This is a genomic window from Streptomyces sp. V1I1 (assembly GCF_030817355.1).
Classification (GTDB): domain Bacteria; phylum Actinomycetota; class Actinomycetes; order Streptomycetales; family Streptomycetaceae; genus Streptomyces.
In genome coordinates, this window is sequence record NZ_JAUSZH010000001.1 from 7,096,327 (window position 1) to 7,102,500 (window position 6,174).

At 69.0% G+C, this 6,174-nt stretch carries 4 protein-coding genes and 1 rRNA gene (1 of these 5 only partly in view); 3 read left to right on the plus strand and 2 right to left on the minus strand.

Features of this window, described 5'->3' with window-relative positions:
• Window positions 1–193: 193 nt before the first annotated feature.
• Both QFZ67_RS33265 and QFZ67_RS33270 read left to right on the plus strand, forming a co-directional pair.
• On the plus strand, window positions 194–2,170 hold the full coding sequence (locus QFZ67_RS33265) for an acetoacetate--CoA ligase (RefSeq protein WP_307664738.1): 1,977 nt from the start codon (window positions 194–196) through the stop codon (window positions 2,168–2,170).
• A gap of 168 nt (window positions 2,171–2,338) precedes the next feature.
• A complete protein-coding gene (locus QFZ67_RS33270; protein ID WP_307664739.1) occupies window positions 2,339–3,307 on the plus strand; it encodes a hypothetical protein in 969 nt (322 codons plus the stop codon).
• Between the two features lie 71 nt (window positions 3,308–3,378).
• Here the strand turns inward: QFZ67_RS33270 and ptsP are convergent, their stop codons facing one another.
• Both ptsP and QFZ67_RS33280 read right to left on the minus strand, forming a co-directional pair.
• Window positions 3,379–5,049: a phosphoenolpyruvate--protein phosphotransferase gene (gene ptsP / locus QFZ67_RS33275; protein WP_307664740.1), complete on the minus strand. Its 1,671-nt coding sequence runs from the start codon at window positions 5,047–5,049 to the stop codon at window positions 3,379–3,381.
• A gap of 76 nt (window positions 5,050–5,125) precedes the next feature.
• The gene (locus tag QFZ67_RS33280) at window positions 5,126–5,575 is read right to left on the minus strand and encodes a PTS glucose transporter subunit IIA (RefSeq protein WP_307664741.1); all 450 of its coding nucleotides are present in this window, start codon (window positions 5,573–5,575) and stop codon (window positions 5,126–5,128) included.
• A 575-nt stretch (window positions 5,576–6,150) separates the two neighbouring features.
• Between QFZ67_RS33280 and QFZ67_RS33285 the strand changes: the two genes are divergently transcribed.
• A 16S ribosomal RNA gene (locus QFZ67_RS33285) occupies window positions 6,151–6,174 on the plus strand (it continues 1,502 nt past the right edge of the window).

A 6,174-nucleotide genomic window follows, 5' to 3' on the forward strand; every position in this document is an offset into this window, starting at 1 on the left:
GGCGGATGTGGGGTTTGTTCAACTCCCGTTCACCCGTGGTCAGAGCACATATTCCCGCGCCCGACCATGGGTGGAGAGCCCTGGTGCGAAAGACGATCACATGGCATCGTCCGTGTCAGCCGCGTCACGCGCACACCCCGCACGTGCGCGCGACGCACGCAGACACCGCGTAGAGCCACCCGGGAGCCGCCCCATGACCTCAGCAGCGAACCCTGCCCCCCTCTGGCAGCCGGACCCGGACCGCATCGCCGCCGCCCGGATCACCCGCTTCCAGGCATGGGCCGCCGAACGCCACGGGGCCCCTGCGGAGGGCGGCTACGCGGCGCTGCACCGCTGGTCCGTCGACGAGCTCGAGACCTTCTGGCAGGCGGTCGCCGACTGGTTCGACGTGCGGTTCTCCACTCCGTACGAGCGTGTCCTCGCGAATTCCGCCATGCCCGGTGCCCAGTGGTTCCCCGGCGCCACGCTCAACTACGCGGAGCATGCACTGCGCACCGCCGAGGACCCGTCCCGCGCCCATGACGTGGCGCTCCTGTATGTGGACGAGACACATGAGCCGACCCCGATCAGCTGGTCCGAGCTCCGCCGCCAGGTGGGCGCTCTCGCCGCCGAACTGCGCGCCCTCGGCGTACGCCCGGGGGACCGCGTCAGCGGCTACCTGCCCAACATCCCGCAGGCCGTCACCGCCCTCCTCGCCACCGCGGCCGTCGGCGCGGTATGGACCTCCTGCGCCCCCGACTTCGGCGCCCGCAGCGTCCTCGACCGCTTCCAGCAGGTCGAGCCGGTCGTCCTGTTCACCGTCGACGGCTACCGCTACGGCGGCAAAGTGCACGACCGCACGGAGACCGTCGCCGAGCTGCGCCGCGAACTCCCCACCCTGCGCGCGGTGATCCACATCCCGCTGCTCGGTACGGAAGCCCCCGAGGGTGCTCTCGACTGGTCGGCGGTCACCTCTCACGACACCGAACCGGTCTTCGAGCAGGTCCCCTTCGACCACCCGCTGTGGGTGCTCTACTCCTCCGGTACGACAGGCCTGCCCAAGGCCATCGTCCAGTCGCAGGGCGGCATCCTGCTGGAGCACTTCAAGCAGCTCGGCCTGCACTGCGACCTCGGCCCCGAGGACCGTTTCTTCTGGTACACCTCGACCGGCTGGATGATGTGGAACTTCCTTGTCTCCGGCCTGCTCACCGGAACGACGGTGGTCCTGTACGACGGCAGCCCCGGCTACCCCGACACCGGCGCCCAGTGGCGCATCGCCGAGCGCACCGAAGCCACCCTCTTCGGCACCTCGGCGGCGTACGTCATGGCCTGCCGCAAGGCCGGCGTCCACCCCGCCCGGGACCACGACCTGTCCCGTATCAAGTGCGTGGCCACCACCGGCTCCCCGCTCCCGCCCGACGGCTTCCGCTGGCTGCACGACGAGGTGGCGGACGACCTGTGGATCGCTTCCGTCAGCGGCGGCACGGACGTGTGCAGCTGCTTCGCCGGCGCGGTGCCTACCCTGCCCGTGCACATCGGCGAACTCCAGGCCGCCTGCCTCGGTACCGATCTTCAGTCCTGGGACCCCCAGGGCAAGCCGGTCATCGACGAGGTCGGCGAACTGGTCGTCACGAACCCCATGCCGTCCATGCCGATCCGGTTCTGGAACGACCCCGACGGCAGCCGCTACCGCGACAGCTACTTCGAGATGTTCCCCGGCGTCTGGCGGCACGGCGACTGGATCACCATCACCGACCGCGGCTCCGTCGTCATCCACGGCCGCTCCGACTCCACTCTCAACCGCCAGGGCGTACGGATGGGCTCGGCCGACATCTACGAAGCCGTGGAACGTCTCCCCGAGATCCGCGAATCGCTGGTCATCGGCCTGGAGGAGCCGGACGGCGGCTACTGGATGCCGCTCTTCGTCCACCTCGTCGAAGGCGCCGCTCTCGACGACGACCTACGCGACCGGATCACGCGGACGATCCGCGAACAGCTCTCCCCACGCCACGTCCCGGACGACATCATCGAGGTCCCCGGCGTCCCGCACACCCTCACCGGCAAGCGCATCGAGGTCCCGGTGAAGCGCCTCCTCCAGGGCACACCAATGTCCAAGGCGGTCAACCCGGGCTCGGTCGACAACCTCGACCTGCTGCGCTTCTACGAGGCCCTGGCCCGCAACCGCTCCTAGCGCCCCGAAATCAAGCCTCGCCGGCGTTTGAGGCGCGGGGGCTGGGGCGGAGCCCCAGTTACGGGAAGGGGCGGGGTGGGGGAAGGCCCGCCGCAGGCGCTCCCGCGCCATTGTCAGTGCCGTCGATTACGTTGAGTCACCAGTAATCGACCGCACCCAGGGGGAGAAATGGCGTACACGAAGCAGCCGAAGCAGCCCAAGCGGCCCAAGCAGGCCAAACAACCCAAGTCGACCAACCATTCCACGCGCCGGCCCCCCAAGACCGACGCAGCCCTCCGCCGCACCCTCCGCCGCGAAGTCCCCAGCACCGTCGCCCTCCTCGCCGACGAGCACGACTTCACCGTCATGCGCCACTACCGCACCTTCACCTTCGACGACCACCCGACCTACCTCCGCCAGATCGAGGCCCTGCTCAAGACCCTCGCCGGCAGCCAACTCCACACCACCGTCGCCCTCTTCGACCCGGAGGACTTCGCGGAGTACTGCGCAGAAGCAGGCCTCGACCCGGACGCCGCCGCCAGCCGCAGCCGGTACACAGCCGAAATCGCCGCCCGCGGCACCGGCCTCATGTACACGGGACAGCCGCTCGACAACCTGCTGCCGCAACTGATCAACAGAGCCGTCCGCCAAGCCACTTGGGAGTACGCGACCATGCTCCTCGCCGACCTCGGCGAGTGCGCAGACTGCGGCCAGGACATCGGCCGGGCCGCCTTCGACCGGGCCTCCCGCATCCTGATGCGACTGCTCGAAGCGGCGGGACCAGGCAGACACCACCTCGTCTGCAGCGTCCCTGCCCCAGACGAACAACTCCTCGCCGTCCTCCACACCGACGCGCCCTCGGATGAGCCCGCACAACTGGACGCATCCGAGGGCGCCGAGTTCGTCACCGTCCTCGCGACAGGCATCGCCCTCGAAAGCCCCGGAGGACTGGTGCTGCGCACGAGCACCGAGGGCGCCCCGGACCGCCTCCACGGCTGGCGGCTCCACCAGGGCCGCCTCCTCCCGCTCACCGCGGGCGAGGTCTTCAGCGCCTACTGCACGGACGCGGCCACCGGCGAACCACTGTCCCCCGAGCCCGGCGTGGAGTACTGCGCGGGCTTCGACACCACCACCGACGATCCGGACAACCACCACTGAACGCCGAAGGGGCTCCCCGCCGTCCCCGGCAGGAAGCCCCTTCGATCACCTACTGACCAACCGCGTACCGACTACTCGCCGGAGAGCACCGCCTGCGCGGCGACCCGCGCCTCGTCCGCGGTGTCCGTGGCACGCGCCGCGGCCGCAGCCCGCTCGCACTGAGCGAGCGTGTACTTCGCCAGCGTCGCCCGGACGTACGGAATCGACGCCGCACCCATCGACAGCGAGGTCACACCAAGACCGGTGAGCACACACGCCAGCAACGGATCGGAGGCAGCCTCACCACACACACCGCAGCTCTTGCCCTCGGCCTTCGCGGCCTCGGCCGACAGCGCCACCAGATCCAGCAGCGCCGGCTGCCACGGATCCTGCAGCCGCGACACCGCACCCACCTGACGGTCGGCGGCGAAGGTGTACTGCGCGAGGTCATTGGTGCCCAGTGACAGGAACTCGACCTCCTGCAGGATCGAGCGCGCCCGCAGCGCGGCGGACGGAATCTCCACCATCGCGCCGAACTTCGCCTTCAGCCCGGCCTCACGGCACGCGTCGGCGAACGCCTTCGCGTCGATACGGTCCGCCACCATCGGCGCCATGACCTCGAGGTAGACCGGCAGTCCGGCGACGGCCTTGGACAGTGCCGTCAGCTGGGTACGCAGCACCTCGGGGTGGTCCAGCAGGCTGCGCAGCCCGCGCACACCCAGCGCCGGGTTCGGCTCATCGGCCGGAGTCAGGAAGTCGAGCGGCTTGTCGGCCCCCGCATCCAGCACCCGCACGACAACCCGGCCCTCGGGGAACGCCTCCAGCACCTTGCGGTAGGCCTCGACCTGCTTCTCCTCCGACGGAGCCTGCTTGCTGTCGTCGAGGAAGAGGAACTCCGTACGGAACAGACCGACGCCCTCGGCACCGGCCTCGACCGCGGCCGGAACATCGGCGGGCCCGCCGATATTCGCCAACAGCGGCACCTTGTGCCCGTCGGACGTCGCGCCCGGCCCACTGGAAGCGGCCAGCGCGGCCTTACGCTCCGCGGCGGCCTTCTCCAACAGCGCGCGCTTCTCGTCGCTCGGCTCGACGAAAACTTCGCCGGTGCTGCCGTCGACGGCGATGAGGGTGCCCTCGGCCAGCTCCCTGGCACCCGGCAGCGCCACCACGGCGGGCACTCCGAGCGCCCGCGCCAGAATCGCGCTGTGGCTGGTCGGCCCACCCTCCTCGGTGACGAACCCGAGCACCAGCGCCGGGTCGAGCAGCGCCGTGTCCGCGGGCGCGAGGTCCCGGGCGATCAGTACATACGGCTCGTCGCTGTCCGGCACACCCGGCATCGGCACACCCAGCAGCCGCGCCACGATCCGGTTCCGCACGTCATCCAGGTCCGCGACCCGTCCGGCCAGGTACTCGCCGGCACCCGCCAGCAGCGCCCGGTACGCAGCGAACGCGTCGTACACCGCGCGCTCGGCAGTGCTGCCGACGGCGATGCGCCGATCCACGTCGGCCATGAGCTCCGGGTCCTGCGCCATCATGGCCTGGGCCTCGAGCACCGCCTGCGCCTCGCCCCCGGCCAGATTGCCCCGCGCTATCAGGTCGGCGGCCACAGCTTCCACGGCCTGGCGAGCGCGCCCCTGTTCGCGCTCCGCGTCCTCCGCCGGAATCTGCTTGGCCGGCGGCTCCAGAACCGCCGTACCCATGTGCCGAACCTCGCCGATCGCCACACCGTGGCTCACGCCGACGCCTCGAAGCGTTGTCTCCATTTCACCCGTCTCCGATTGAGCGACGGTCTGTGCCGCCGCGATGGATGTCCAACTCGCCGTCACTGCGACGTCGGCGTTACTGCCAGCCGAAGAGTGTGTCGCCGGCCTTCACGTCGCCGTCCTCGCGGACGTCGGAGAGGGAGTCGGCCGTGGCCTCGAGCGCCACGACCGGGCAGACAGCGGACTTGCCCGCGGCCTCGACGGTCGACGGGTCCCAGCGCACCACAGCCTGTCCGCGCTGAACGGTGTCGCCCTTGTTGACGAGCAACTCGAAGCCCTCGCCGTTGAGCTGAACGGTGTCGATCCCGAGGTGCGTCAGCACACCGTGCCCCTGGTCGTCGACGACGACGAAGGCGTGCGGGTGAAGGGAGATAACGATGCCGTCAACGGGGGCGACGGCCTCCGACGGCTCACGCACGGGGTCAATAGCGGTACCCGGACCGACCATCGCACCGGAGAACACCGGGTCCGGCACGGCCGCGAGTCCGATGGCACGTCCGGCAAGAGGGGACGTCACTGTGGTCATGGAGCCTCCCAGGGGCGGAGATTCGTTGCGTCGCCGTCGCTGCCTGCTTCCCGGACGGCGCGCTGTTCAGAAGGGTAAGTCATAGGAAGTCCTAGTTCCGCACGAGAGCTGCCAGTTGGCGGACCTAGGGGGCACCGGAAACGATTTGCCTCGTCACTCGGCGGCAGGTACTGTCGTACCCCTGCCTGACCCCAACGCGACTTTGAGTCGGGGGTCGGCAGCACCTATCAAGTCGAGATCCTAACTGGTCTAAACCTCTGCATGCCCGCAGGGTGGTGGTCAGGATGAGGGTAAAGAGCCTGATAGAGTTGGAAACACCGAAGGGAAGCGCCCGGAGGGCCCCATGAAAAGGGCCTGAAGGAAGCGTCCGTTCCTTGAGAACTCAACAGCGTGCCAAAAGTCAACGCCAGATATGTTGATACCCCGTCCATCTTCGGATGGTCGTGGTTCCTTTGAAGTCCTACTGGCCCATGTGGCGGGTAGGCATTTACACAGCGAGGATGCTGTGGACGGCAGGCCTTATTCCGGTCTGACCGTTCCGCTCTCGTGATGTGTGTCCCGATTACGGGAAAACATTCACGGAGAGTTTGATCCTGGCT

Coding starts and splice junctions, on each gene's coding strand:
- QFZ67_RS33265 (WP_307664738.1), top strand. CDS start 194: ATGACCTCAGCAGCGAACCCTGCCCCCCTCTGGCAGCCGGACCCGGAC.
- QFZ67_RS33270 (WP_307664739.1), top strand. CDS start 2,339: ATGGCGTACACGAAGCAGCCGAAGCAGCCCAAGCGGCCCAAGCAGGCC.
- ptsP (WP_307664740.1), bottom strand. CDS start 5,049: ATGGAGACAACGCTTCGAGGCGTCGGCGTGAGCCACGGTGTGGCGATC.
- QFZ67_RS33280 (WP_307664741.1), bottom strand. CDS start 5,575: ATGACCACAGTGACGTCCCCTCTTGCCGGACGTGCCATCGGACTCGCG.